Annotated in this window: 20 protein-coding genes; 8 read left to right on the top strand and 12 right to left on the bottom strand. The window is 47.8% G+C overall.

Features of this window, described 5'->3' with window-relative positions:
- Window positions 1-69 precede the first annotated feature (69 nt).
- A complete protein-coding gene (locus ACJB0T_RS15080) occupies window positions 70-546 on the top strand; it encodes a hypothetical protein (RefSeq protein WP_479294398.1) in 477 nt (158 codons plus the stop codon).
- 148 nt (window positions 547-694) lie between these two features.
- Here ACJB0T_RS15080 and ACJB0T_RS15075 read toward each other — a convergent pair whose 3' ends face one another.
- The 11 genes from ACJB0T_RS15075 to phnF are packed head-to-tail and all read right to left on the bottom strand — an operon-like array spanning window position 695 to window position 9,362.
- Window positions 695-1,339: a DapH/DapD/GlmU-related protein gene (locus ACJB0T_RS15075; RefSeq protein ID WP_479294396.1), complete on the bottom strand. Its 645-nt coding sequence runs from the start codon at window positions 1,337-1,339 to the stop codon at window positions 695-697.
- Window positions 1,336-2,103 (bottom strand): phosphonate metabolism protein PhnP, encoded by a 768-nt coding sequence (gene phnP / locus ACJB0T_RS15070; RefSeq protein ID WP_479294394.1) that lies wholly within the window; start codon window positions 2,101-2,103, stop codon window positions 1,336-1,338. Before phnP ends, ACJB0T_RS15075 begins: the two co-directional genes overlap by 4 nt.
- Window positions 2,103-2,759, bottom strand: a complete 657-nt coding sequence (gene phnN / locus ACJB0T_RS15065) for a ribose 1,5-bisphosphokinase (protein ID WP_479294392.1) — start codon at window positions 2,757-2,759, stop codon at window positions 2,103-2,105. Before phnN ends, phnP begins: the two co-directional genes overlap by 1 nt.
- Before the next feature lie 3 nt (window positions 2,760-2,762).
- Complete coding sequence (phnM, locus tag ACJB0T_RS15060) at window positions 2,763-3,896, bottom strand: alpha-D-ribose 1-methylphosphonate 5-triphosphate diphosphatase (protein ID WP_479294390.1); 1,134 nt, start codon at window positions 3,894-3,896, stop codon at window positions 2,763-2,765.
- Window positions 3,897-3,910: 14 nt separating this feature from the next.
- Window positions 3,911-4,666 (bottom strand): phosphonate C-P lyase system protein PhnL, encoded by a 756-nt coding sequence (gene phnL / locus ACJB0T_RS15055; protein WP_479294388.1) that lies wholly within the window; start codon window positions 4,664-4,666, stop codon window positions 3,911-3,913.
- Between the two features lie 24 nt (window positions 4,667-4,690).
- On the bottom strand, window positions 4,691-5,533 hold the full coding sequence (phnK, locus tag ACJB0T_RS15050) for a phosphonate C-P lyase system protein PhnK (RefSeq protein ID WP_479294386.1): 843 nt from the start codon (window positions 5,531-5,533) through the stop codon (window positions 4,691-4,693).
- On the bottom strand, window positions 5,530-6,429 hold the full coding sequence (locus ACJB0T_RS15045; RefSeq protein WP_479294384.1) for an alpha-D-ribose 1-methylphosphonate 5-phosphate C-P-lyase PhnJ: 900 nt from the start codon (window positions 6,427-6,429) through the stop codon (window positions 5,530-5,532). The genes phnK and ACJB0T_RS15045 overlap by 4 nt, the downstream gene beginning before the upstream one ends.
- Window positions 6,426-7,532, bottom strand: coding sequence for a carbon-phosphorus lyase complex subunit (locus ACJB0T_RS15040; protein WP_042500129.1), 1,107 nt, complete (start codon window positions 7,530-7,532; stop codon window positions 6,426-6,428). The genes ACJB0T_RS15045 and ACJB0T_RS15040 overlap by 4 nt, the downstream gene beginning before the upstream one ends.
- Window positions 7,523-8,164: a phosphonate C-P lyase system protein PhnH gene (gene phnH / locus ACJB0T_RS15035; RefSeq protein WP_479294382.1), complete on the bottom strand. Its 642-nt coding sequence runs from the start codon at window positions 8,162-8,164 to the stop codon at window positions 7,523-7,525. Before phnH ends, ACJB0T_RS15040 begins: the two co-directional genes overlap by 10 nt.
- 55 nt (window positions 8,165-8,219) lie before the next feature.
- Window positions 8,220-8,666 (bottom strand): phosphonate C-P lyase system protein PhnG, encoded by a 447-nt coding sequence (gene phnG / locus ACJB0T_RS15030; RefSeq protein WP_479294381.1) that lies wholly within the window; start codon window positions 8,664-8,666, stop codon window positions 8,220-8,222.
- The gene (gene phnF / locus ACJB0T_RS15025; protein WP_479294379.1) at window positions 8,667-9,362 is read right to left on the bottom strand and encodes a phosphonate metabolism transcriptional regulator PhnF; all 696 of its coding nucleotides are present in this window, start codon (window positions 9,360-9,362) and stop codon (window positions 8,667-8,669) included.
- A gap of 555 nt (window positions 9,363-9,917) precedes the next feature.
- Here phnF and phnC point away from each other — a divergent pair.
- Genes phnC through phnE (ACJB0T_RS15005) form a run of 4 tightly spaced genes read left to right on the top strand, consistent with a single transcriptional unit; the run spans window position 9,918 to window position 13,520 of the window.
- The gene (gene phnC / locus ACJB0T_RS15020; RefSeq protein ID WP_479294377.1) at window positions 9,918-10,757 is read left to right on the top strand and encodes a phosphonate ABC transporter ATP-binding protein; all 840 of its coding nucleotides are present in this window, start codon (window positions 9,918-9,920) and stop codon (window positions 10,755-10,757) included.
- Between the two features lie 40 nt (window positions 10,758-10,797).
- On the top strand, window positions 10,798-11,721 hold the full coding sequence (phnD, locus tag ACJB0T_RS15015) for a phosphonate ABC transporter substrate-binding protein (protein WP_479294376.1): 924 nt from the start codon (window positions 10,798-10,800) through the stop codon (window positions 11,719-11,721).
- Between the two features lie 60 nt (window positions 11,722-11,781).
- Window positions 11,782-12,657: a phosphonate ABC transporter, permease protein PhnE gene (gene phnE, locus ACJB0T_RS15010; RefSeq protein ID WP_479294374.1), complete on the top strand. Its 876-nt coding sequence runs from the start codon at window positions 11,782-11,784 to the stop codon at window positions 12,655-12,657.
- Window positions 12,654-13,520, top strand: coding sequence for a phosphonate ABC transporter, permease protein PhnE (phnE, locus tag ACJB0T_RS15005; protein ID WP_479294372.1), 867 nt, complete (start codon window positions 12,654-12,656; stop codon window positions 13,518-13,520). The genes phnE (ACJB0T_RS15010) and phnE (ACJB0T_RS15005) overlap by 4 nt, the downstream gene beginning before the upstream one ends.
- A gap of 136 nt (window positions 13,521-13,656) precedes the next feature.
- Here the strand turns inward: phnE (ACJB0T_RS15005) and malT are convergent, their stop codons facing one another.
- Window positions 13,657-16,365: an HTH-type transcriptional regulator MalT gene (gene malT, locus ACJB0T_RS15000; protein WP_479294370.1), complete on the bottom strand. Its 2,709-nt coding sequence runs from the start codon at window positions 16,363-16,365 to the stop codon at window positions 13,657-13,659.
- A gap of 542 nt (window positions 16,366-16,907) precedes the next feature.
- On the opposite strand from malT, the gene ACJB0T_RS14995 reads away from it, so the two are divergent.
- The 3 genes from ACJB0T_RS14995 to glgB all read left to right on the top strand — a co-directional run bounded on the left by ACJB0T_RS14995 (window position 16,908) and on the right by glgB (window position 24,158).
- Window positions 16,908-19,361 carry a glycogen/starch/alpha-glucan phosphorylase gene (locus tag ACJB0T_RS14995; RefSeq protein WP_479294369.1) on the top strand — a complete coding sequence of 818 codons (2,454 nt, stop codon included), beginning with the start codon at window positions 16,908-16,910 and terminating at the stop codon, window positions 19,359-19,361.
- Window positions 19,362-19,475: 114 nt separating this feature from the next.
- A complete protein-coding gene (malQ, locus tag ACJB0T_RS14990; protein ID WP_479294367.1) occupies window positions 19,476-21,650 on the top strand; it encodes a 4-alpha-glucanotransferase in 2,175 nt (724 codons plus the stop codon).
- A gap of 324 nt (window positions 21,651-21,974) precedes the next feature.
- The gene (glgB, locus tag ACJB0T_RS14985) at window positions 21,975-24,158 is read left to right on the top strand and encodes a 1,4-alpha-glucan branching protein GlgB (protein ID WP_479294365.1); all 2,184 of its coding nucleotides are present in this window, start codon (window positions 21,975-21,977) and stop codon (window positions 24,156-24,158) included.
- Window positions 24,159-24,222 lie beyond the last annotated feature (64 nt).

The following is a 24,222-nucleotide window of genomic DNA, read 5'->3' as shown; positions in this document are numbered from 1 at the left end:
ACAAGTCAGCGTCTAAACAATGGATTAACTACAATTATAGAGATAGTCAGCTCAGTACAAGGATGCAAAATGAAAAGAGTGATAGTTGCGGGGTTCGCAGCATTAGCGCTGGCGGGTTGCAGTCAGCCAGAAAGTAAGGATGAGCAGTCGCTTGCCATTGCGCCACAGAATATCGCCGGAGCATGGCAGTGCGAATACAAGCTAACGGATATCAAATCCAAGGTGCATGTCGCGTATGGAGAGAATGGCGAATTTAGTGGTCGGGTGTTCTTAAATTACCCAGTAACCACAGGCAAAGGCGCGGTCAAAGTTGAGCTCGTCACCGGAGGCAGTTGGCAATTAGAAGGTACAACGTTGACAGAGCGTTTTGAGGTGCTAAGCATGGCGACAGCCAATTCGAATGGCAATGAGTTATCAGAACCATTAGCCGAGGCGCTGCGCGAATATCAGGAGCTCACTACCGAAGTTCTGGAGTTATCGGCAACCACCATGACACTCAAAGAAATGGCTGGTGAGCAGACTCAATGCTCTCGACGTGCAAGTTAGTGTCTTATTGGGGCTATATTCAGGTATCTAGTGAGTACAGTGGCGCATCGCTGATTGTTGAACTCGATACGACTGAATGTCGACGTTAGTTGTTGTGATAATGGATGGATCCCAGCTGTGGTGTAGCTGGGATTTTTCTATAACGGGGTTATTGCCTGTTTTCAAAGTAAGCCAAAAACTCTCGAGTATCCTTTTGAAATAGCGGCAGTGCCATCGCAATTTTTTCATCACTCCAGTCCCACCAAGCCAGTGCTTCTAGACGAGGCCCAAAACTGTCATCCTCAAAGCGTGGGCGCAGGACTCGCGCTGGATTACCAACCACAATCGAGTAGGCAGGGACATCTTTTGTCACCACGCTTCCCGCCCCAATAATCGAGCCGTTCCCCACAGTGACACCTGGTAGAATGATCGCGCCATGACCTATCCAAACGTCATGGCCGATGACGACTTTGTCTTCTTCACGCCAACTGAACACTTCATCATCCAGTACTGATGGGTTCTCTCCCAAACCGTATTTACCAGGGCGATAAGTGAAGTGGTGCAAAGTGGGTCTCCACCATGGGTGATTGCTTGGATTGATGCGAACAGCAGCGGCGATGGAAGTGAATTTACCCACTTCGGTAAACATTAGATTGCAATCATTTTGGATATAGCTGTAATCACCGAGGGTGACATTATTTAACACGCATCGCTGAGAAACCTCAGTCCAGCGACCGAGTTCCGTGCGATGTAATTGGCTGCACGGCGATATGCTCGACTCGGCAGAGAGAGTTGGTGAAAGAGGCTGACTCATAGTGGGATCTCCTGTCCGTCATGAAGAAGCTGAAAGCTGTCGGAAAAACACTGTGGGTGTTGCTTGGCCCAAAGCAAAACGTTGTGACCTAAATGAATCAGGCCAATACGCTCAGGTTGGCATTGCTCAGCGATTTTCTGCACTTGGTAGATATCGTTGTGGTTATTGCTAAGCCTTGTTTGCTGGCATTCGATAGGGGGAAAACTGCAGTCGGTGACAATCCAGTTTACAGAGCGTTGTTTAAGCCACTCGGTTGTCTCATCAGGCAGACCATTAGTATCGGTCAAGTAAGCAATACAGCGGCCATTCAACTCAAAGGCATAGCCCATACAAGGCCTAGAGTGATAGAGGGGGAGTGGCGTTATGGTGATGTCTTGCCACATAAAAGATTGAAACGGTTGTGAGCGTTGCGAGAAATCCAATATACCAGGGTGTTTGTACAAATCATCGCACCCTTGCTCATCCTCAGGCGCATGCACTGGAATTCGCGCCCCCTTACCCCAGCGAAGATCAAACAAGCTGTGCACGTGGTCCATATGGAAATGTGTTAACAGAATTTTATCGATCGACCCAGATGGAAAGCGATCCAGAAGATCGGGGGCATTAGAATCTAGCAGAAGCTTACGCCCATTGTGTTCAACATAAGCCGAGCTTTTCTCACGTCTTAGCGTTCTATCCTGCCTTGCTTCGGCACATATTTCGCAGTCGCAGCCCCAAATTGGCACCATGGCGCTGTTCCCCGTACCCAACATGACAAGTTTCATCACGACTTCCCTTCAAGCTGAGAACGAATGTCGCGGAACTGCTTAGCGCTCGACTGCACGTCGCCGCTGTTATCAATAGGGTAAAACCCGTCTTGTTCCGATAAGGCAAAATCGCTGGCGCGCTGTAACCTGAGTTCAATCTCTTCGCTGGACTCACGCCCTCGGTTTTGCAATCGAGTTCGCAGTACGTCTAGCTCGACATTGACCACAATCGGAACCAAATCAGAGCCAAAACACTGCTGCGCTTGAGACAATTCCGCACGAGAGCCGTTTAGTAAGACAGAGAAGCCTTTATTGAGCCACGTCTTCACTTCCAGCCCCACGCCGTAGCAGAGACCATGGGCTTGCCAGCTCATGGCAAATAGCCCTTTCTGTTGCCTTGATAAATACTCCTGCTTACTTACCGCAACATGGTTTTCACCACCGGCACCGAAGGGGCGCGTGATGTAGCGATGAGCAACAATAATATCTTCAGGATGATCGGCACGAATGGCATCAATTAGAGTATCTTTGCCGGCGCCAGAAGGACCTATCACGTAGTAGAGTTTGCCTTTACACTTGTCTTCGCCTTTGTGATTGCTAGACGCGTTGGCGTAGTTAACAGTAGGTGAAAAAGAAGCATCCAAGGATGCTTCTAATAGGGTGTTATTAGTCATCGGCTAAAACACCTTTTTACCTTGTCGCCAAACTCGAGCCACCAACGGATGCCCATCTACTTGCTTCGCGAGTACCAGGTCAGCGCGCTTCCCTTCGGCAATCACACCGCGATCATCAAGGCTCAATGCTTGGGCTGGGTTCTTGGTGACCAACTGAACGGCTTGTGGAAGTGTTAAGGTGTTGCGCTCATCCCACGATAACTTGTAGACACCTTCGAGTAGACTCATTGGGTAATAGTCTGACGATAAAATGTCTAATACACCGTGAGAGGCCAGTTCGTGCGCAGCGACATTGCCGGAATGCGACCCGCCGCGAACCACATTGGGTGCCCCCATGAGCACTTTTAGTCCAAGCTCATGAGAGCGTTTCGCCGCTTCCACTGTCGTAGGGAACTCTGCTATCACCATGCCTAAGTCTTTTGACTCTTGAACATGAGCCGTTGTCGCATCATCGTGGCTCGCCATAGGGATATTGTGTTCGCGACATTGACGACAGATTTCATTGCGGTTTTGCGTAGACCAGCGCTCAGAAAGCGCTATTTGCTTCTTCTCAAACGCCGCCATTTCACTGTCTGTTAGGTTGTGCTTGCCCTGATAGTAAGTGCGGTACTTTTCTACATCTACAAACTGGCGCTGACCAGGTGCATGATCCATCAAAGAAACCAACTGAACTTCCGGTAAATGAACGTATTTCTCAAACATACCGACCGTGCTTTCATGGGGCACTTCGCAACGAAGGTGGAGTAGGTGTTCGGCACGCGTTAGATTACGTTTTTGGCTATCTACCACAGTGTTGATGAACAGATCCAAGTTGGTTTGACGCTTCTCATCTCGAAAATCACCCAGCGCCACCGCATCCAGTACCGTGGTAATGCCTGAACCAATCAACTGAGTATCATGCGCACTCATCGCCGAGAAAGGCGGCCAATCCACTTTCGGTCTCGGAGTGAAGTACTGTTCTAGGTTGTCGGTATGCAGTTCAATAAAGCCCGGCATGAGAAAGTCACCTTCTCCGTCATAGGCGCCGGCTACCTGGCTTTGTGAATCTGACATGCTAACGATTTTGCCGTCACGGAGCTCTAACGAGCCTTTTACTACTTCGTTCTCAAGAACCAAATTTACATTGGTGATAATCATGCTGCTTTCTCCCGTTATGCGCATGCTGAGATAGGGTTTGATTGAGTATTGCTTTGTTCGGGCTGTTGAGAGGCATCGTTTTGTTTCTTCACGTCATACAAACGGTCAGCCACCTGATCTCGAGTCGCTTCATCGTGGAAAATCCCCACAATGGCAGCACCGCGATCTTTCGCTTCTTGGATCAGATTCACCACAACCGCACTGTTAGTCGTATCTAACGACGCCGTAGGCTCATCCAATAGCAGAATGGGATAGTCGACGATAAAGCCTCGAGCGATATTCACCCGTTGCTGCTCACCACCGGAAAATGTGGCTGGCGCCAAGTTCCAGAGGTGCTCTGGTACATTCAGACGAGTCAGCAGTGTTTTTGCTTTTTGCTTCGCTTGATCGCGGCAGCCACCCATTTCTAACATCGGCTGCATCACCACTTCCAATGCACTAATGCGGGGAATGACGCGCAAGAATTGACTGACCCAGCCGATGGTATGCTTGCGGACATTGATGATTTCACGCGGTTGGGCCTTAGCAATATTGACCCAGCGCCCTTGGTGCTCGACTTCGATATCGCCTGTATCCACAAGGTAGTTGGCGTAAAGCGCTCGTAGCAAGGTCGATTTCCCAGAGCCGGAGCGGCCATTAAGCACCACACATTCTCCACTTGCGACGCAGAAATTGGCGTTGCTCAGCACATCCAAGGTAATGCCATTTTGGTTATGCAGAACAAAGGTTTTGCTTACATTGGAAACGATGATTTTTGTTTCAGTTGTCATGATAGAAATTCCTTTATTCAGCCATCAGTTCTGCAATACGGACGAAACCAGTAGTTGGGTGTAAGGGTGCTGTGGATCATCAAGCGCTTGGTCGGTCAGCCCCGTTTCCACCACTTCACTGCGGCGCATCACCATGAGTCGATGAGCCAGTAAACGCGCCACCGCTAGGTCATGAGTGACGATAACCACAGCCAGTTCCAGTTCTGTAACAAGGCGGCGTAATAGGTCGAGGAGTTTTGCCTGCACTGACACGTCCAATCCGCCAGTTGGCTCATCCATAAAAATCAGTTTCGGATGCGTGACTAAGTTACGAGCAATCTGCAAGCGCTGCTGCATACCACCTGAGAATGTCGTTGGCATATCATCAATTCGGTCTTGAGGAATTTCTACATCAGTGAGCCATTTGGTTGACGCCGTTCGAATGTCGCCATAATGACGCTCGCCTACGGCCATTAAACGCTCACCAATATTGCCGCCAGCAGACACGCGGCCGCGCAGTCCATCCATTGGATGCTGATGCACAACGCCCCACTCAGTGCGCAGTAATTGACGACGCTGACTCTCTGCCATCAAATAGAGATCTTCAAGTTGAGTCACTTGGTCTTCTCCGCGACCACGAATGTATAGCACCTCACCGCTGTCTGGCGTTTGGCGACCCGACAGTGACTTTAGTAAGGTACTTTTGCCTGAACCCGACTCGCCCACGATGCCTAGCACTTCGCCTGGGTACAAATCAAACGAGACATTGGTAAAGCCTTTTCCTGGGGCGTAAAGCTTGGTGAGGTTGCGAACCGATAATAGTGGTTGCTCACTTACATTAAATGTCTTGGTATCAAATGTCGGCTGTTCTACTGCTAACGTGCTCATGCGTGACTCTCCGTTTCCTTAGCATGGATGGCGTGTTTTTCTACTTGCTGAGAGCAGTAATCCGTGTCCGAACAAACGAACATATGATTGCCTTTGTCATCCATAACCACCTCGTCTAGGAAGGTATCTGTTGCGCCACAAATGGCACACGGTTCGTCCCACTGTTGGATTTCAAATGGATGGTCTTCAAAGTCCAGACTCTTCACTTTGGTATATGGCGGAATGGCATAGATCCGTTTTTCACGACCCGCACCGAACAACTGAAGCGCAGCCATATTGTCCATTTTCGGGTTATCAAACTTAGGAATGGGTGAAGGATCCATGATGTAACGGTCGTTGACGCAAACTGGATACGCGTAAGATGTGGCAATATGACCAAATCGTGCGATGTCTTCATAAAGTTTGACGTGCATGATTCCGTACTCTTCCAGCGCGTGCATTTTGCGCGTTTCTGTCTCTCGCGGTTCGATAAAGCGCAGTGGCTCTGGAATTGGCACTTGGTATACCAAGATCTGGTCTTTATCGAGAGTGATTTCTGGAATGCGGTGACGCGTTTGAATGATTGAAGCGTCTACCGTTCTCTCGGTGGTTTTCGCGCTTGCCACTGACTTGAAAAACTCTCGAATAGAAACCGCATTCGTTGTATCGTCGGCACCTTGGTCGATCACTTTTAGTGTGTCGGCTTGACCGATGATCGCTGCGGTGATCTGAACGCCGCCGGTTCCCCAGCCGTAGGGCATTGGCATCTCACGACCACCAAACGGCACTTGATAGCCAGGAGTGGCGACGGCTTTGAGCAGAGCGCGACGAATCATTCGTTTGGTCTGTTCATCAAGGTAACCGTAGTTGTAGCCGGTCACACCTTGCGCCTGAGTATGGGTTGGTACTTGGCTCATGACTGGCTCTCCTGGTTTTGTTCACTGTGCGATTGAATGAATTCATCATGCTCTTTGTGCATCTTACGAAGCAGCTCGAGCTCTGCTTGGAAGTCCACGTAGTGAGGCAGCTTCAAGTGCGAGACAAAGCCCGCCGCTTCCACGTTATCCGAATGCGACAACACAAATTCTTCGTCCTGAGCAGGACCATCAACGGCTTCGTCATACTCTGCCGCCTGCAATGAACGATCAACCAACGCCATCGACATTGCTTTGCGCTCGGTCGAGCCAAACGTCAAACCATAGCCGCGAGTCAGTTTGGCTTTTTCTGTCTTGCTACCCACAAAACCATTCACCATCTGGCACTCGGTTAGTTCAACCTCACCAATATCAATGGCAAACCCAAGCTCCTCTGGCACCAAACTTAAATCGCAGAAACCGATGCGAATTTCACCTGCAAATGGGTGGTTTCGGCCATAACCACGTTGCGTCGAATAGCCGAGCGCTAGCAAGAATCCTTCATCGCCGCGAACCAAGTTTTGCAGTCGTGCGCTGCGATCACACGGATAGTTCACCGGATGCATGGTGATATCTTCAGGCGTTTGTTGGTTGTCTTCTTCAGTCGTCATCAAGTCGAGATTTTCAAGAATGCTCATCACTTGAGGGCAAGTTTCCATTGCTTGAACATCCGATGTGTCTAGTTGAGGTGCTTCACCTTCAGCAATCAAACTAAAGTCCAGCAGACGGTGGGTATAGTCATACGTTGGCCCCAACACTTGTCCGCCAGGTAGGTCTTTGTAGGTGGCGGAGATGCGGCGCTCAATACGCATTTCACTGGTGTTTACAGCCTGTGAAACCGAAAGGCGCGGCAACGTGGTGCGATAAGCACGCAACAAAAAGATAGCTTCCACTAAATCGCCGTTCGCTTGTTTTACTGCCAGAGCGGCCAATTCACGGTCATAAATGCCACCTTCTGTCATCACGCGGTCAACGCTACCAGAGAGCTGCTCGCTTATTTGTGCCACCGTCAGTTCCGCCAGTTCGGTATTGCCACGACGCTTTTTAGCCTGCAGCTGATGGGCGTTGTTAATGGCTTTCTCACCACCTTTTACTGCTACATACATGAATTCACCTCAACAAATGTGGTTCGTGGTAGGCAGGCAATGATCTCGTCGCAGACTAAGATCAAATCGATACCAAGTGGAAAGGCAAAGTGCTCTTGGCGTCCTTGTAAGAAATGCTGAAACTCTTGTGAGACGGTGACAATGTTCAACATCGATTGTGATTCTATCCCAGGCCCTGATAGCGTAAGTGTGGTGACATCGTTCGAGAGATTCTCGTCAGAGCTATTATCTAAGCTGTTTAGCTCAACAATGACCGTCGTAGACTGGTCTGGGTACTCTTCACAGCCAAGGCTAAATGTTGCCTTGTTCCAATCAAAGTCAGCCAAATCTTGTTCAGCAATCACGGCAAAGCTGGCACTGTTTTGTGTTTCGGTAACGGGACTGCCAGTGTGAAAACGAATATTTTCACGTATAGCGGCGTCTTTTAGATGTGACTCTGACAGCCATATCGGCGTGGCATTGTCGCTCAAGCTCAACAAGGTTTGTGTCGCTGCTTTGTGCATCGAGCCAAAGCCTTTGCTCAAATCTAGAGTGACGATCTCACCCGGTTCAGACATCGCCTTAAGCAGCAATCTAAAGCACTGCTGGCTGTCATGGACTGCATCTTTAAATGCAGTAGTAATTGTGGTCATTATCTCTGCCTTACTTGGTCAATTCGTTAAACCAAACTTGTTCATGTACCTTGAATCAATCTTCACCGCGTACCATGGTGAAAAAATCCACCTTACTGGTCGCAACTTCTTTTGCTCTGAGTTGCTGCTGTTCTTGCTTCATCGCTGCCAAGGGTTCAATGACCATGCGCATTAACGGTTCATGGTGTGATTGGGTCTGCAGTAGGCCATCAATAACGGCAGCGAGCTCTGCTTGGGCTTTATTGCGACCGTGTAAGTAGCTGTAGCCCATCTCCCCACTGTCCAATTTGACGACAGCTCGAGTGATCGTGGCATCGCCCATATTGAACTCACGACCGCTTCCCCCCATTCGAGCGCGAACCTGTGCCAACCCGATCTCTGGTTGACGTACCATTTGATAGCTCGCTTCAATCTTGGTTGAGTGCCACAGTTGCTCTAACTCGCTCTGCTGACTTTGTGCCAATGTTGACATCCAGCTTGCTCTCTCGCTGACAGCTGTCATTTAATGCTCCATTACTATTTCAGTGGTGTCGGAACGGCTATTGGAGGTCGAAAATTCGGCCACCATGTTGGTTCCCTTGATAACGTTCTTGGTTTTAACTCTTAGAATGGGTGTGCTTGATGTAATTTGCAGCAGTCGGCATTCTTCACCCGTTGGTGTTTTTGCGCCCACACGGGTCTCTTTGCGCTCGAGCTCTATATCAAGTCCACGTTTAATGAATTCGTGCAGTGAACCACTCTGGTAGTTCTTCAAAATGTTCCACCACTCAATATTGGCTAAGTAGTGGTCAATGATGGTACGAGGGCACTCTTCGGTTTTTCGCAGTGTACGGATATGGATGATCCTGCTGCCCTCAGGGACACCAAGGTGGGTTGCGATGTCTATTGGTGCGACAAACACCCGATGTTGAATCACCTCGCAGCGCGGTCTTGCACCTTGTTCAATTAGATTCTTGGTAAAGTGCGCGCCCGAATGTACGTGATACTCATTAGGCTGCCTTATCACCATATTGCCTTTGCCTTGGTGGCGCTGAACCATGCCAGTATTTACCAGCTCATCAATCGCTCGGCGAAGCGTGTGGCGATTCACATCAAAGCGCTGCGCAAGCTTGCCTTCCGCGGGAAGATAATCGCCGGGAACGTAACGTTCACGAACTTCTTGCTCTAGTACCGAAGCTATATCTAAGTAGACTGGCATGCTGCCCCCTCCGTGAGTAAGTTATCTAGACATGTGCTAACCCAAAAAACAGCAAGTCCATTGCTGCTGTTCACATGTGTATGTTTCTCTGATAACGCTACTCTGAAGGGAAAAGATGAAGGTTACGTGTCGATTTTTTTGCAAAATTGCAACAATTCGACGTTGTCTATAACTTGTTGGTTTGAGCTTAGTGGTTTGAATTAATTGAGATTAAAGCGGTCTTATGCTCGCTGAGTGCAGACATATATATATCTAAGATTCACATTAACTTGATACGCGATGACGGGATTTTTTAATGTCCTAGCGCCACACAAGTAAAGAAGGCTGTTCTGGTTATCCTTCTATTTGAAGGTGTAGCCTGTCGAGAAACCATCAAAATGGTCAAGGTGCTTAATTTTGCTCGTCAATAGATTGACTGAAACGGTGGTATTAACACTTTTCATTTTAATGGTGCATGCTGTTTGTTCATAAAGTAGTCATAAAACTATCCCGAATTCGTCAAAATCCCACGCTCTAATATTCAATCAATAACGACTATTGACTGGAATAATAATTATGGCCATGACCATGCCTGAACTGACGGTTGTATCGGATGCAGACGAGTTTACAGCCCCGCAATTGGGTAGAAAAGTTCTTGAAACTCACGCTTTAACTAAGTCTTACCAACAAGGAAAAGTGGTGCTCGATGGGATCAGCTTTGAGCTTCACGCTGGTGAATTTGTTGCTGTAGTAGGGCGTTCTGGAGCAGGAAAATCGACGTTGCTGCATACGTTGAATGGCACCATATCTGCGACGAGTGGCGAAATTTTAAATGTGCACAAAGACCTATCGACAGACAACGTATTGTCGATGTCGAGAAAGGAAATTCGCGAGTGGCGCACTCATTGCGGCATGATTTTCCAAGATTTCTGCTTAGTGCCTCGTTTGGATGTGATTTCCAATGTCTTGCTCGGGCGTTTGAGCCATACATCGACGCTTAAATCGCTGCTTAAAATCTTTAGTGACCAAGATAAAGCTCAAGCTATCCAATTGCTTAAGTGGCTCAACATGTTGCCTTATGCGCTGCAACGAGCAGAAAACCTATCTGGTGGACAACAACAGCGTGTCGCGATTTGCCGTGCAATGATGCAAAACCCAAAGATCCTTCTTGCCGACGAGCCTGTTGCCTCGTTAGACCCAAAAAATACCGTTCGCATTATGGAGGCGCTGCAAAAAGTCAGCCGTGATGGTGTGGCAGTAATGGTAAACCTTCACTCAATCGAACTGGTTCAGGAGTATTGCTCCCGAGTAATTGGTCTTGCCAAAGGCAAGGTGATTTACGACGGGCACCCTTCTGGCCTCAATGATGATGTTTTACATCGCCTCTATGGCGATGAGATCGACCAAATCAACTAATCCAATCTGAAAACTGGACATAAATCTTTAAGGACAAATGATGAAAAAGCTTCTTTCTATTGGTATCGCCGTTGCGTCAACCATGACTTTTAACGTGAATGCAGCTGCTCCAAGTGAAATCAACCTAGGTATCCTAGGTGGCCAGAATGCAGCAGCTCAAATTGGCGACAACCAGTGTGTGGCTGATTTCTTGAATGCTGAACTGGGTGTGAAGACCAACATTCGTAACTCCAGCGATTACAACGCCGTTATTCAAGGTTTGCTGGGCGAAAAAATCGACCTAGTCATCAATATGTCACCTAAGTCATACGCTGAGGTGTACTTAAATGACCCTAAAGCGGTGGATCTGGTTGGTATCACGGTCGATAACACCGACAATTCTCGCGGCTACCACTCAGTTATTCTAGTGAAACAAGATAGCCCTTATCAGTCTATTGAAGACTTGAAAGGAAAGGTGTTCTCTTTTGCTGATCCTAACTCAACGTCAGGCTTTCTTATTCCAAACAACCAGTTGGAAAATACGCTGGGTGGTAACATGGATAATCAGTTTGATGGTTTCTTCAAATCGGTCAACTTCTCTGGTGGGCATGAGCAAGACATCGTTGGTGTTCTAAATGGTCAGTTTGATGCTGCGGTAACTTGGTCATCTATGGTGGGTGAAGCGGACAAAGGGTACAGCGCAGGGGCGTTGCTGCGTTATATGGATCATGACGCCGACCTAATGGAGAAAATCCGCATTATTTGGGAATCGCCACTTATCGCTAACGGGCCAACGATTGTAAGCAACCGTCTAGACCCTGATTTCAAAGACAAGCTTGTTACGGCTGTGAAGAAGCTGGATCGTGAAGACAATGCTTGCTTTAGCAAAGCTGCAGGCGGCTCGCTTCACCTTGAAGACACGAGTGTGGCTGAATACCAGTCAATTATCGATTTGGTACAAGCGACGAAATTCGCTCAGCGTTAATCCCTTCCCAATACAAAGCTGGTAGGTGTCTACCAGCTTCTTACTTCTACGGTCAATTTCATGCAGTTTGAACAATATTACCAACAGGCTCGCCGCAAGCAGAAGATGGACGCACTAATGTGGTCATCGATGTTTATGCTGCTCTATTTGCTCTCTGGGCATTATGCAGAGTTCAGTCTCTCTACTATTTGGCGTAATGCTCCCGCCCTGTTTGACTACATCTACGATACGCTTCCGCAGCTTTCATGGGATGTTTTATTTGCTAGCAGAGACGAGAACGGTCGAGCAGTACCCGGCTCTTTGATTTATTGGGGCTATCGTTTACCTATTCAGATCCCTCTCCTTTGGGAAACGATCAATGTCGCGATAGCAGCGACGTTAGCGTCATCCATTGTGGCGATCATCTTGGCTTTCTTGGCCGCCAGTAATGGCTATGCGCCTGCGCCTGTTCGAGTGGCAGTGCGTTCGTTTGTTGCCTTTTTACGCACCATGCCGGAGCTTGCTTGGGCGGTGATGTTTGTGATGGCTTATGGCGTCGGAACCTTCCCTGGTTTCGTGGCTTTGACACTGCATACTATAGGTAGCCTGACCAAACTGTTCTATGAATCTATCGAAACCATTTCAGATAAGCCAGTTCGAGGCCTGACAGCGTGTGGTTCAACACCCGTTCAGCGATTGCGTTTTGGTTTTTGGCCGCAGATTAAGCCAACCGTCCTGTCGTATATATTTCTTCGATTTGAAATCAATTTTCGCTCATCGACCATTCTTGGCTTAGTTGGGGCGGGGGGGATTGGTCAAGAGTTGATGACGAACATCAGCTTGGGGCGACATGATCAGGTCAGCATCACGCTGTTGTTGATCATCCTTGTCGTCGCGCTCATAGACATGACATCGGGCGTGTTGCGCAAAAAAGTCATCAGTGGAGATGTGAAATGACGGAACTAACGTTAGAGCAAATCAAACAACAAAATAAAGCGATTTTCTCGCAGCAGAAACGTTATTTGACCATTGTTGCAGTGCTCGCGAGCAGCGTTTTAGTGTATTACTTCCTATTCTTTACTTTCTTTGGCGTGTCTTCAAAGCAGTTTGAAATGGGGAACAGCAAAATCATGAGTTATTTCCTGCATATGTTTGTTTGGCGAGACTTTTGGGATTGGCCGTTTGCCTATTACTTTAAGCAAATTGCGATAACACTGGCGATTGTATTCGGCGGCACGTTAACCGCATCTCTGGTGGCATTGCCTTTATCTTTTATGGCTGCTCGCAACGTGATGACTGGACCATTTCGCATTATCGCTACCTTGATGCGTCGTGTGTTTGATGTGCTGCGTGGCATCGATATGGCGATCTGGGGCATGATCTTCGTTCGTGCCGTGGGGCTGGGGCCTCTTGCGGGGGTGATGGCGGTGTTTATTCAAGATTTGGGGCTATTTGGCAAACTGTACGCAGAGAGCCATGAATCAGCAGACAACAAGCCGTCACGTGGCCTAACGGCGCTGGGGGCAAATAATCTACAGAAACATCGTTTTGCCATCTTCACTCAGTCGTTTCCGACCTTTCTTGCATTAACCTTGTATCAACTGGAATCAAATACCCGCTCTGCGGCGGTATTAGGTTTTGTTGGCGCTGGTGGTATCGGCTTGGTTTATGCGGAAAACATGCGCTTGTGGAACTGGGATGTAGTGACATTTATCACCCTCGTTCTCGTTGCCATCATTATGGGGCTAGATAAGGTATCGAGTATTCTGAGACAAAAATACATTGTGGGAGAAAGTGTTCCGCTGTATGAAAAGAAATAGGTAATGGTGGGTTAGCTTCTCACTGGCTAATCCTCCTAAGCCATTAACCCATGGTTTCCTTGCTGTGAGCGCTCTTTTAAAGCAAAAAGCCCGGAGCAATGATGCTCGGGCTTTGATTAATGGAAGATGGGGAGGATTAGTAACCCATCAACTGCAACAAGTTTTCAGCGGTGCTGATTGCCTCTTTACGATTGGCAATGTTGAGCTTTTGGTACAGATTACGAATGTGGGTCTTGATGGTCGTACCCGCGACGTCCAGTTCCTGAGCAATTTGCTCATTGCTGAATCCAGAGTAAATCAAACCAAGAACCTGCCACTCACGCTGAGTTAGCGGGCTAGTACGTACTAACTCAGGGATGTTGGGGTGGTTGACCAATTTCTCTACAAACTCTTCGTTAAAATGTACTGAGCGGCTGCGCTGGGTAGTATTAATATCTTTCATCAGCAATTGTGCACGGTGGCGCTCAAGATCGCCTAAATCAGACTTAGAAACCAGGTTTGCTAATAAGTGACCGATGGTCGCGCCGTCAATGAGGAAGTTACCTATCATCCCGGTTTGGTTGGTAAGTACTAACGCCTCTTTGAGCAGTTGTTTAGCTTTTTCTTCATCACGATTATGGACGTTAAGGATCGCTTCAACAATTAGATTTCGGTTACGGTCTGTCACCAACTGGTGCTTAGTCGCTTCTTGGTCGAGGAAGTTGAGTGTACTCTGAGCTTGCTCATAGTGACCAAGGTTGATCTGCGCTCTTGCAATATTGCGCCATTGTAGCTGCGAGAAGTGGTTACAGGCTTCTTGTGGTTTGGTTGCTGTTTCAAGCCACTGCTCAATGGATTCGATATCGTTTCTTGCTTGCCAGTAAAGCAGTAGCGATAGTGAAGCATTTGCCGTCCAGTCAACGTGATAGGTCGACTGTTTCATCAAGTGCTGAATCTGCTCGATTACTTTGGCAGCTTTGTCCAACTCTCCGCGGCCAATCGCTATGCGAGCGATCATGGAGTAGCTATGCAGGTGTTTACTTGGGTCTATATTACCCAACACATCAATACCTTTGTAGGCACACTCTTCCGCTTCGTCTAAACGGTTCCAGCACCACAAAACTTGGGCACGAACGCGTAGCAAAAATTCGTGTAAGGGTATTTGATGCAGTTGTTGCTCTTCAATCAGTTTGAAGGCACTTTCCTGAATCTCATAAGCGGCTTGCACATAGCCTTGTGCGATAAGGATTTCGCTTTGTTGAAGTTGTGCCCATAAAGCTTGGTGGTAGACATGATATTGTCTAGCCAGCTTTTCTGTTTGCTGCATCATTGACAGTGCACGGCTGAGGTTGCCGATAACGTGGTTAACTTCACCGACGACGGAGGTGGCGACAATACGGCTGCGATATTCTGAGTGGTCGAGTTCGCTCAATGCGAGCTCGGCGAGCTCAATCGCGCTATCTGGCGAGTTTTGGTTGATGGCAACTTGGGCACGTAACGCATGGAACTCACCTTCTTCTTTAGCCGTGAGCTTGACTTGGCGAGCGGCCATTTCGGCATCGGCTTTGGCGATGAGCTCACCGACATCGTTGTATCTATGTTGGCTCTGTGCAAGCCAAGCTTGCAGCATGCAAAGCTTAGGTTGGCTGTAGAGCTGATCATCACTCAACACCCCAATCGCGTCTTCTAAGGTGGCCAGTTCCCCGTGGTTGAACATCTTCCAGCCGAAATCGATAAGGATCTTCGCAACCAAATCACTATTGTTGGCTAAACGTGCATGACGAAGCGCTTGGTGCGGCACTTTTTGCTGAAGCCACGCGCTCGCAGCTGCTAGGTGCAGTTCATGTTCTTGTTGTGGGATGCGCGCTTTGCGTTCATGAGATAAGAACTCAGCGAATAGGTTATGGAATCTAAACCAATTGTTTTCACCTTCAAGCGGGTAAATAAACAAGCCAAAACGGTTTAATGACTCGATCATGCTAAGTGCGTCGTCACGTTTAGTGAGTGCCGTTACCAAGCTATCGTTGAAGTGATCAAGTACGGAGCACTGCATTAAGAAATGGCGCGTTTCTTTATCAAGCAGGTCAAATACTTCTTCTACTAGGTAGTCCCAGAGGTGCGCGTGATTAAATTGCGACATGGTTTCAACAGATTGTGCCAACGTTCGCTTTTGATGCTGTGCTTGCAGGGCAAAAAGCTGTAGTGCTGAAGGCCAGCCCTCTACGTAGGAGCGCAGTGAGTTAGCGGTTTCGTTGTCAATCTCGCTCGCTAGTCTTTGACTAAAGAAGCGCGTTGTTTCTTCGGTATCAAACGCCAAAAGTTCATTACCGATTTCGATCATCAGATCTCGGACACGCAAGTTCGCTGTCCCAAGGGGCGGATTGCCGCGACTGGTGACCACAAGCGTAATGTTGTCTGGCATGTGCTTAAGAAAGAAGCGCATTGCCTCGTGGATCTCTTCATCAGAGATTAGGTGGTAGTCATCTAATACGATATAGCACTCGTGATGGTAGCTAGTCAGCTCGGCGAACACTTCGCTAAAGAGAGAGTGCAGTGAAGAAAACTGTCGACGTTCTGCCAGCTTTTGTGCATTTGGGCAGGTGTTGTTGGTCGCTTTATTGATGGCTTGTAGAAGGTAGTTTACAAAGCGGAAAGCGTCATTATCACTTTCATCAATACTGTACCAGCCTACATGCGGTTTATCCGACAACCATTGAGCGGCCATTGTAGTTTTACCATAACCTGCAGGCGAGCGAAAAAGTACCAGCTTATAAAAGGGAGCCTGTGCAAGCAGATCTAATACTCGTGGACGAACGATGGCATTGTGCAAGCGGCCGGGTCGAGTCAGTTTTGAAGGAATCCACATAAAGATATTTCCTACTAATTATTGTTTTCTACTCCTCAAGGAGGAGGGAGCGATTACCACAGTTTTGTAGAGCTAGCTCGATGGTATGAAACAGTGGGTTATACAGTTTTTGATCAAGCGCTAGATTTTAATTATTACGTGGGCCAACCCCTAACTACGCCTCATAAGTGTGAAGCTCATCACTTAAATTAGACCGTGTTCTAGGTTGTTGGACCGACATGTATACAAAATTTCTTGTTTTATTGGGGCTTTTTTAAGGCTAATTGTGATCTCCGCAGCAATTATTGTATTTAGTCAGCGATGCGATAGTAGTGGTTTCTCCGAGAGCGCTTAGATTAAAAACTGAGCTTGGCGTGATCGCTATCACCAGAAAAATCCGAATCCAATATCGGAATGGGACATCGATCACTTAGTGGAGGGGAGTACGCCCCCTACGCCCTCCTCACTCATCCTCCATGGAGTCGGACTTAGGAGGATGTTTATGGAAACGTCACCATGCACGATATGTGACAGATGGATAAAACTTAAAGTGAGATTTCGTAATGAAACCTGCGCAACAGAAAAAATTTGATAAAGCTTCTTTCCAAGAAAGTGTTAAAAAGCACCTGTCTGCTACTTACGCAACAACAGTTGAGACAGCAACTGAGCGTCAATGGTACCTAGCAATGGGCCGTGCTCTAGCAGAGCTAACAACATTTGATCTATTGGCTACTGAAGCGGACGAACGCATTAAGAAAGCGAAGAGTGTCAACTATCTTTCGCTTGAGTTCCTTATCGGTCGTCTAACAGGTAACAACCTAATCAGCATGGGTCTGTACGAAAAAGTGACAGATGCAATGGCTGAACTAGGTCACAACCTAACTGACCTTCTAGAAGAAGAGCGTGACCCATCACTTGGTAACGGTGGTCTAGGTCGTCTAGCAGCATGTTTCATGGATTCATGTGCAGCTCAAGAATTCCCAACTGTAGGCTACGGTCTTCACTACGAATACGGTCTATTCAAGCAGTCATTCGAAGATGGTCGGCAAAAAGAAGCGCCTGATGCATGGCGTGCTGTTGAAGGCTACCCGTGGGAAGTCGCTCGTCCAGAGCTTGCACAAGAGATTGGTTTCTTTGGTCACGTTGAAGTTGTAAACGTTGATGGCAAAGAAGTACGTCAATGGGTTCCTGGTATGTCTGTAAAAGCAATGCCTTGGGATCTTCCAATTGTTGGTTACGAGTCAGATACAGTTTACCCACTGCGTCTTTGGGAATGTCAGGCAATTGCTCCATTCTCTCTAGAGAGCTTCAACAATGGTGATTACTTCGAAGCACAGCACGCGCTAATCGATGCGGGTAACATCACTAAGGTTCTATACCCGAACGATAACCACGAGAAAGGTAAGACTCTGCGTCTAATGCAGCAGTACTTCCACTCAGCGGCGTCTGTACGTGACATCCTACGTCGTCACGAAGCAGCAGGTTACACGCTAGCGGATCTTCCTAAGCAAGAAACCATTCAGCTTAACGATACGCACCCAACCATTGCTATCCCTGAACTGATGCGCATCCTTCTAGATGAGAAAGGTTTGAGCTGGGATGAGGCGTGGGCGATTTCTTCTAAGACTTTCGCATACACAAACCACACTCTACTTCCAGAAGCACTAGAGACTTGGTCTGAGTCGCTAATCCAGCGTCTACTTCCACGTCACATGGAAATCATCTTTGAAATCAACCACCGCTTCCTACAAGAAGTACGTGCAATGTGGCCTGGTGATGGTGAGAAACAAGCGAAGCTTTCTATCATCCAAGAAGGTTTCCACCGCATGGTTCGTATGGCTAACCTATGTGTTATCGGTTCATACGCAGTGAACGGTGTAGCAGCACTTCACTCTCAGCTAGTGAAAACAGATCTGTTCCCTGAATTCCACGAGATGTACCCAACTCGTCTACATAATGTAACGAACGGTGTGACACCACGTCGTTGGTTGAAATTCTGTAACCCAGGTCTATCGGCTCTTATCACTGAGAAGATTGGTTCTGAGTGGCCAGCTAAGCTTGAGCAGCTGGAAGGTATCGCGAAATTCGCTGATGACGCTAAGTTCCAGAAAGACTACATGGCTGTTAAGAAGCAGAACAAACAGCGTCTAGCTGACTGGGTTAAAGCGAACATGGGTATTGAGCTAGATACGAATGCTATCTTTGATGTGATGATCAAGCGCCTACACGAGTACAAGCGCCAGCAGCTTGATTTGCTACACGTGTTGTCTCTGTACCACCGTTTATTGAATGACCCAACATTTGATATGACGCCACGCGTTGTATTCTTCGGCTCTAAAGCTGCACCGGGTTACCACCTAGCGAAAGAGATCATCTTTGCGATTAACAAGGTTGCTGAGAAAGTAAACAACGACCCACGCCTAGGCGGTAAGCTGAAAGTGGTATTCATCCCTGACTACCGTGTAAGCATGGCTGAAATGTTGATTCCAGCTGCTGACGTTTCTCAGCAAATCTCTATGGCAGGTAAAGAAGCATCGGGTACAGGTAACATGAAGATGGCGCTTAACGGCGCACTCACTATCGGTACGATGGATGGTGCTAACGTTGAGATCCGTGAAGAAGTCGGTGACGAGAACATCTACATCTTCGGTCTAGAGGTTGATGGTGTGAAACGCACCAAAGCGGCAGGTTACAACCCATACGACTTCTACAACGCTGACCCACTACTGAAGGCATCTCTAGATCTACTGCTAGGTGAAGAGTTCACTCCAGGTCAACCAGGTCTGCTACGTGCAACATACGACAGCCTACTAGATGGTGGTGACCCGTACTTATGTCTTGCTGACTTCGCATCTTACGTGAAGGCACATGAAGACATGGACGCGCAATACCGTGACCAAGCGGGTTGGGCGAAGAAAGCGATTCTAAACACGGCGCTAGTTGGCAAGTTCAGCTCAGACCGTTCGATTCGCGATTACGTGAATAACATTTGGAAGCTTGAATCCGTTTCACGCTAACAAATTTAACCAAGGTACCTCAGTTCCTCAAGGGATAGAGGTACCTTGGTTTTTACTTGAATTAATAATAACCCTACCGATTTGAAGGTTAAGAGAAGTCCTTCGGAGAGAGCGATGACAGAACAAACAGCATTAAAACAAGTTGCTGAGATGGCAAGAATAGCCGACAGCTACGTAAGTGCGTGGGGCGATGAAGCCAAAGTTGAGGACGAAACCATTCTTCGTCTGCTTGCGTCTTTAGGCTACGACACGACAAATGATGAATCACTACTAAAATCTGCTGAGAAAAAGCACAAGAAAGAAGTGCTCGATCCAGTACTGGTTGTTAAAGACGGTGATGCAGTAGAAGTAGAACTTCATTTAGGTGTGAGCGCGAGAGAAAGCGATTTCAGCTGGCGTCTAGAGACTGAGCAAGGAGAAGTACTTGAAGGCTATCTTCAATCTCAGATCGTTCGTGATGAACGTGCTGAGGGTGGCCCTTTAGTATTTGCGTTACCAAGCAACCTCCCATGGGGTTATCACAAGCTTTACCTGGAGCGTAAGCGCCGTAAAGCACCTTATGAGATGACTCTTATTCGCACACCTCGTGCATGTTACAAGCAGAGCGCGATTGATGAAGGCAAAAAGCTTTGGGGTCCAAGTATCCAGCTTTACACACTTCGTACTCAGCACAACTGGGGTATCGGTGACTTTGGCGACCTTAAACAGTTGGTTGCGGATATCGCTGCACGTGGTGGTGACTTTGTGGGTCTTAACCCAATTCACTCGCTATTCCCAGCAAACCCAGAAGGTGCGAGCCCATACAGCCCATCTTCACGTCGCTGGTTAAACATTCTCTACATCGACGTAAGCTCTGTTGCGGAATTTGCACTAAGTGCAGACGCACAACAAATCGTTGGTGGTTCTGAGTTCCAAGCACGCCTACAAAAAGCGCGTGAGTCACACTGGGTGAACTACACCGAAGTGGCTGAGCTTAAGATGAGCGTATTGCCGCTGCTATTCGATGAGTTTAAATCTCGTCACCTAGACAAACAGTCTGAGCGCGCGAAACTGTTCCTAGACTTTATTGAAGCAGGCGGTGAGAGCCTACTGCATCAAGCCGCGTTCGACGCGATCCATGCTGAGCTTCATGCAGAAGACAGCAACATGTGGGGCTGGCCTGTATTCCCAGAGAAGTACCGCCGTTTCGAAAATGCAGCGACACAGAAGTTCATTGCAGATAACCAAGACAAAGTTCAGCTTTACATGTACTTGCAGTGGATTGCAGACGTACAGATCAATGAAGCTCAAGCACTAGCAGAAGAGAAGGGCATGGCGGTAGGTCTGTACCGTGACCTAGCTGTGGGCGTTGCGGATTCTGGCTCAGAAACTTGGGCAGATAACGGCAACCTAGTGATGGATGCGAGCATTGGTGCGCCGCCAGATATTCTTGGTCCACTGGGTCAAAACTGGGGTCTACCTCCACTGAATCCGCAAGCTCTTCAAGCAACGTCTTACGACGCATACATTCAGTTACTTCGTGCGAACATGAAGCATTGTGGTTCACTGCGTATTGACCACGTATTGGGTCTGCTGCGCCTTTGGTGGATTCCAAAAGGTGAGAACGCAACAAAAGGTGCCTACATCTACTACCCTGTAGAAGATATGCTAGCAATCCTAGCGCTAGAGTCACATCGTCATCAATGTAGCGTTATCGGTGAAGACTTGGGTACTGTGCCAGACGAAATCGTAGAAATTCTACGTGATGCGGGTGTTCATTCTTACAAGGTATTCTTCTTCGAAACAGCAGAAGATGGCGGCTTTATCTCTCCTGAGCACTATGCCGATCAATCAATGTCTGCACTATGTACGCATGATATGCCAACATTACGTGGTTTCTGGCACTGTGATGACCTGAAAATGGGCCGTGAAATTGGTCTTTATCCAAATGAAGAGCAGTTAGCTGGGTTGTTTGATGATCGCCTAGAGTGCAAGCAGGGTATCTTAGACAGTGTTGCATGGCATGGTTACCTGCCTAAAGGTGTAGGTCGTGACGCAAGCCTTGTGCCGATGGACGCTTACTTAAGTGAAGCTCTGCAACTTCACGTGGCGGCAGGTTCATCTGCACTACTAAGTGTTCAGTTGGAAGACTGGCTCGAGATGGATAAACCAGTAAACATTCCTGGCACGGTCAATGAGTATCCAAACTGGCGTCGTAAACTGTCGATGAACCTTGAAGAAATCTTCGCTCAAGAAGGGGTAAATCGCATTGCTAAACGTCTAACGGAAGTACGCGCGAAAGCCAGCTAATCATAAATTATTGAATCGCTAACAAAGCACGACTCTCTTGGAAATTTGTTCTGTCATCTCCAAGGGGTCGTGCTTTTCTTTTGCATAAAGACTTCGCTATATTATTTGAAAATTTATATTGTAAATTGTCGGTGATTTTGACGGATTGCACTACAAAAGTGGGCGTTTGTCACTTCCCGTACATGTGGTTTACAGTACAATGAAATCTTGCAGATAGCCCGCGCATCGTGGGCTTTTTTATTTCGTGCCTCCGACGTCTTTTGCTTTGGCTAAGACTTTACAATAAAAAGGGGGGGCACAGTGTAAGGTCGAGGGAGATGAACGTTGAATAAAAAAGGGCTTAAAAGACAACAACAGGCGTACGATCGACTTTCAGGTGCATCGTTTGCTGACCCATTTTCATTCCTAGGTCCATATCTACAGGATGAGACTCATGCGCTTAGGGTTTGGATGCCCGGCGCAGATGCTGTTGCGGTTGTTTTAGAAGATGGCACGAGAATGCCAATGGTGCGAGATCAGGCGTCAGGGTTTGTCCTTGAATCAGACCTTGATTTGCGCTTTACCCATTATCAGTTGGCTATTGATTGGAATGGTAACGAGCAGATGCTTGATGATCCGTACCAATATCACGGTTTGTATGCAGAATACGAAGAGTTGCACACGCCAAAAGAGATGTACCATCACATGGGGGCGCAGTTCATTACGCAACAAAGAGACGGTAACAAAGTCGAAGGTACCCGTTTCTTGGTGTATGCACCGCATGCGTCAGCTGTCAGCCTTGTTGGTAACTTCAACGCATGGGATGGTCGTCGCAACCCAATGCAGCGACTAGACTACGGCATCTGGGGGATCTTCATTCCTAATTTGCCAGAGGGTACTCAATATAAGTTTGAGCTTAAAGGCCCTGATGGCGAAGGTCTGCCACATAAGGCGGACCCTTGGGGTTTCTACTCAGAGCAGTACCCATCGTTTTCTTCTGTTACCTATGATCATGACCGCTATGACTGGCAAGATACGACGTGGCAACAGCGTGCAGTAACAGAAAAGCGTAAAGAAGCCCTTTCTTTCTATGAGCTTCATGCTGGTTCTTGGAAACGCAATGACAACGGTGATTTCTTAAATTACCGCGAGTTAGCGCATGAACTTATTCCTTACCTTACTGATATGGGGTATACCCATGTAGAGCTAATGCCAGTCTCGGAGCACCCTTTCTATGGTTCATGGGGTTATCAACCAGTAGGGCTGTTTGCGCCAACAAGTCGCTTTGGCTCGCCAGATGACTTTAAATACTTTGTTGATCAGTGCCACCAAGCAGGCCTTGGTGTTGTACTTGACTGGGTACCAGCGCACTTCCCATCAGATGATCATGGCTTAGCAAACTTCGATGGCACGCCACTGTTTCACGATCCAGATCCACGACGTGGTTGGCATCAAGACTGGAAATCGTACATCTACGATCTTGGACGTGAGCACGTTCGTCGCTTCCTAGTATCTAATGCCTTGTATTGGTTTGAGCAGTTCCATATCGACGGTATTCGTGTGGATGCGGTGGCATCGATGCTCTATCTAGATTACTCCCGCAGTCACGATCAATGGATCCCAAATGTGGACGGTGGTCGTGAAAATTACGACGCGATAGCGACGTTAAAATGGATGAATGAAGAAGTGTATAAGCACTTCCCAAATGCCATGACGATTGCAGAAGAGTCGACAGCCTTCCCTGGCGTATCAGCACCAACGTTTGCTGGTGGCTTAGGCTTTGGCTTTAAGTGGAATATGGGTTGGATGCATGACAGTTTGTCATACATCCAAGAGGATCCTGTTAACAGAAAATACCATCACGATACCATCACGTTCCCGTTAGTTTACGCTCATAGTGAAAACTACGTATTGTCTTTATCACATGATGAAGTGGTATATGGTAAACGCTCTATTCACAATAAGATGCCAGGTGATGAGTGGCAACAAACGGCAAACTTACGTGCTTACTTAGGCTATATGTATGCTCAGCCAGGCAAGAAGTTAAACTTCATGGGGGCCGAGTTCGGTCAAACAGGTGAGTGGAACCACGATGACCAGCTTCAATGGTTCTTGCTTGATTTTGAGCGCCACCTAGGTGTGAAAGCGCTGACTAAAGACTTGAACTTACTTTATCGCCGTGAAAAGGCGCTGTTTGATCAAGACTCAGATCCGCAAGGCTTTGAGTGGCGACTGCAAGATGCTTCAGAAGCGAGTATTTTAGCGCACGAGCGCATTAGCGAAGGCGGCGAACGAGTGCTGGTTGTCAGCAACTTTACGCCAGTGCCACACGAAGCATTTCGACTGGGTGTGCCGCTAGCGGGTCGTTATGAGCTATTGCTAAACACCGACGACAGCCTCTATGCAGGCAGTGGTTTTGGCGTTGCTCAGTTTGCAGAAACGGAGAGTGTTGAGAGTGAAGCGCAGCCTCAGTCTCTATCACTGCGTCTGCCGCCGCTTTCAACGGTATTCTACAAATACCAAGGCTAAATGAGTTGAAGCCCCAGCACTTTGCTGGGGCTCTTGTTTATCACGCTCTACGAGAGAGGTAGAG

This window comes from Vibrio sp. CB1-5, assembly GCF_059412285.1.
The sequence above is the reverse complement of the archived record's forward strand: the minus strand, read 5'-3'. Positions and strand labels throughout refer to the sequence as shown.

Bases quoted from the DNA above. Each gene is read 5' to 3' on its own strand.
- ACJB0T_RS15080 (WP_479294398.1), top strand. From the start codon at position 70: ATGAAAAGAGTGATAGTTGCGGGGTTCGCAGCATTAGCGCTGGCGGGT.
- ACJB0T_RS15075 (WP_479294396.1), bottom strand. From the start codon at position 1,339: ATGAGTCAGCCTCTTTCACCAACTCTCTCTGCCGAGTCGAGCATATCG.
- phnP (WP_479294394.1), bottom strand. From the start codon at position 2,103: ATGAAACTTGTCATGTTGGGTACGGGGAACAGCGCCATGGTGCCAATT.
- phnN (WP_479294392.1), bottom strand. From the start codon at position 2,759: ATGACTAATAACACCCTATTAGAAGCATCCTTGGATGCTTCTTTTTCA.
- phnM (WP_479294390.1), bottom strand. From the start codon at position 3,896: ATGATTATCACCAATGTAAATTTGGTTCTTGAGAACGAAGTAGTAAAA.
- phnL (WP_479294388.1), bottom strand. From the start codon at position 4,666: ATGACAACTGAAACAAAAATCATCGTTTCCAATGTAAGCAAAACCTTT.
- phnK (WP_479294386.1), bottom strand. From the start codon at position 5,533: ATGAGCACGTTAGCAGTAGAACAGCCGACATTTGATACCAAGACATTT.
- ACJB0T_RS15045 (WP_479294384.1), bottom strand. From the start codon at position 6,429: ATGAGCCAAGTACCAACCCATACTCAGGCGCAAGGTGTGACCGGCTAC.
- ACJB0T_RS15040 (WP_042500129.1), bottom strand. From the start codon at position 7,532: ATGTATGTAGCAGTAAAAGGTGGTGAGAAAGCCATTAACAACGCCCAT.
- phnH (WP_479294382.1), bottom strand. From the start codon at position 8,164: ATGACCACAATTACTACTGCATTTAAAGATGCAGTCCATGACAGCCAG.
- phnG (WP_479294381.1), bottom strand. From the start codon at position 8,666: ATGACAGCTGTCAGCGAGAGAGCAAGCTGGATGTCAACATTGGCACAA.
- phnF (WP_479294379.1), bottom strand. From the start codon at position 9,362: ATGCCAGTCTACTTAGATATAGCTTCGGTACTAGAGCAAGAAGTTCGT.
- phnC (WP_479294377.1), top strand. From the start codon at position 9,918: ATGGCCATGACCATGCCTGAACTGACGGTTGTATCGGATGCAGACGAG.
- phnD (WP_479294376.1), top strand. From the start codon at position 10,798: ATGAAAAAGCTTCTTTCTATTGGTATCGCCGTTGCGTCAACCATGACT.
- phnE (WP_479294374.1), top strand. From the start codon at position 11,782: ATGCAGTTTGAACAATATTACCAACAGGCTCGCCGCAAGCAGAAGATG.
- phnE (WP_479294372.1), top strand. From the start codon at position 12,654: ATGACGGAACTAACGTTAGAGCAAATCAAACAACAAAATAAAGCGATT.
- malT (WP_479294370.1), bottom strand. From the start codon at position 16,365: ATGTGGATTCCTTCAAAACTGACTCGACCCGGCCGCTTGCACAATGCC.
- ACJB0T_RS14995 (WP_479294369.1), top strand. From the start codon at position 16,908: ATGAAACCTGCGCAACAGAAAAAATTTGATAAAGCTTCTTTCCAAGAA.
- malQ (WP_479294367.1), top strand. From the start codon at position 19,476: ATGACAGAACAAACAGCATTAAAACAAGTTGCTGAGATGGCAAGAATA.